This is a genomic window from Flavobacterium sp. (assembly GCF_036405015.1).
Lineage (GTDB): Bacteria > Bacteroidota > Bacteroidia > Flavobacteriales > Flavobacteriaceae > Flavobacterium.
In genome coordinates this window covers 1-2,118 of sequence record NZ_DASWYK010000125.1, presented here as the reverse complement: position 1 = coordinate 2,118, position 2,118 = coordinate 1, and the positions used below count along the sequence as shown (strand labels likewise).

Sequence of the window (2,118 nt, the reverse complement as noted above, 5' to 3'; positions counted from 1 at the left end):
TTAGATTTTAGATTTTAGATTTTAGATTTTAGATTTTAGATTTTGCTCAAAAAAAGCTGCGCTTTTTTTGTTTCATATTCAATCTGCAATCTAAAATCAGAAATCTAAAATTCTTTTCTGCCATCTTGTCATATTCCGCACAATTCCCCTATCTTTGCACTTTGAATTTTTACAATGGAAAAGATTATTGAAGAAAGCAAACAGGGCGAAAGTCTTGTTTTAGAAAATAAACCTGAGAATACTAAAAAACTATTTATAGAAAGTTACGGCTGTGCGATGAATTTTTCGGACAGTGAAGTCGTAGCTTCCATTTTATCTGACGGAGGATATAACACAACTTCAGTTTTAGAAGAAGCTGATTTGGTTTTGGTTAACACTTGCTCAATCCGTGACAAGGCGGAACAAACGATTCGTAAACGTCTTGAAAAATACAACGCAGTAAAACGTACTAATCCAAAAATGAAAGTAGGCGTTTTAGGCTGTATGGCAGAACGTTTGAAAAGTCAATTTTTAGAAGAAGAAAAAATCGTTGACCTTGTTGTTGGTCCAGATGCTTATAAAGATCTTCCGAATTTATTAGCAGAAGTTGAAGAAGGTCGCGACGCCATCAATGTAATCTTATCAAAAGAAGAAACATACGGAGATATTTCGCCTGTTCGTTTGATGAGTAACGGAATCACAGCTTTGGTTTCTATCACTCGTGGTTGCGATAATATGTGTACTTTCTGCGTAGTGCCTTTTACACGTGGACGTGAAAGAAGCCGTGAACCACAAAGTATCATGGCCGAAATTCAGGATTTATGGAGCAAAGGTTTTAAAGAAATAACACTTCTTGGACAAAACGTTGACAGTTACCTTTGGTACGGAGGTGGCTTGAAAAAGGATTTTGTAAATGCTTCTGAAATGCAAAAAGCAACTGCTGTCGATTTTGATCAATTGCTTGAAATGGTTGCAGTTGGTTTTCCTAAAATGCGTATTCGTTTTTCAACTTCGAATCCGCAGGATATGCATGAGAGTATTTTGCATGTTATGGCGAAATATCCAAATATCTGTAAACATATTCACTTGCCAGTTCAGTCTGGAAGCAATAGAATTTTAAAAGAAATGAATCGTCTGCATTCTCGTGAAGAATATATGGCTTTAATTGATAAAATTAGAGCAATTGTTCCAGATGCTTCGATTTCGCAAGATATGATCGCTGGATTCCCAACAGAAACCGAAGAAGATCACCAAGACACGATGAGTTTAATGGAATACGTAAAATATAACTTTGGTTATATGTACTCGTATTCTGAACGTCCTGGAACTCTTGCTGGAAGAAAAATGAAAGATGATGTGGAGGAAGAAACCAAAGCGAGACGATTACAAGAAATTGTTGATTTACAGCAAAAACATGCTTGGTTTAGAAGTGAAGAATTCGTCGGAAAAACAGTTGAAGTTTTAGTGGAAAAAGTTTCTAAGAAATCTAAAGATGAGTTTTCAGGAAGAAACTCTCAGAGTATTACGGTTGTTTTCCCAAAAGAAAATTACAAAATTGGAGATTTCGTAAACGTAAAAATCACAAGCTGTACTAGTGGAACTTTAAAAGGCGAAGCTGTTGGTTTAAGTAGCATGAATTAATTTTTTTTTGCCACAGATTAAAAGGATTAAAAAGATTTTTTTTAATATTTTTCTTACTTTTAAATTGTGATGAAAAATTAAAATTTATGCAACATTATAGAGAAGAAGAAACTTATAAGATTATCGGAATTTGCATGGAAGTGCATCGAAATCTTGGCCCAGGTTTATTAGAAGTGATTTACAAAGATGCTCTTGAAGTAGAATTTAAAGAAAATAATGTTCCTTTTGAAAGAGAAAAAGAATATTCAATTGAATACAAAGGAAAAGTTTTACCTCATAAATTTTATGCTGATTTTGTAATTAATAAAGACATCATTTTAGAGGTAAAAGCTATTAAAGAGTTTTCAAGTGAGCACATTGCACAAATTTTAAATTATATAAAATTATCAAGTTCAGAAGTTGGATTGTTAGTTAATTTTCAAACAAAATCTCTTCAACATAAAAGATATATTATTTAAATTTAAAAAAAAATCTGTGTTAATCCTTTTAATCTGTGGC

General features: G+C 32.8%; 2 protein-coding genes. Both read left to right on the top strand.

The genetic code is table 11. The features are described 5' to 3' along the window. Positions 1–174: 174 nt before the first annotated feature. The gene (gene miaB / locus VGE71_RS09700) at positions 175–1,620 is read left to right on the top strand and encodes a tRNA (N6-isopentenyl adenosine(37)-C2)-methylthiotransferase MiaB (protein WP_149208365.1); all 1,446 of its coding nucleotides are present in this window, start codon (positions 175–177) and stop codon (positions 1,618–1,620) included. 86 nt (positions 1,621–1,706) lie between these two features. Further along, on the top strand, positions 1,707–2,078 hold the full coding sequence (locus VGE71_RS09695; RefSeq protein WP_331138149.1) for a GxxExxY protein: 372 nt from the start codon (positions 1,707–1,709) through the stop codon (positions 2,076–2,078). Positions 2,079–2,118 lie beyond the last annotated feature (40 nt).

Excerpts from the sequence above, each read along its gene's own strand:
- miaB (WP_149208365.1), top strand. The coding sequence starts at position 175 with ATGGAAAAGATTATTGAAGAAAGCAAACAGGGCGAAAGTCTTGTTTTA.
- VGE71_RS09695 (WP_331138149.1), top strand. The coding sequence starts at position 1,707 with ATGCAACATTATAGAGAAGAAGAAACTTATAAGATTATCGGAATTTGC.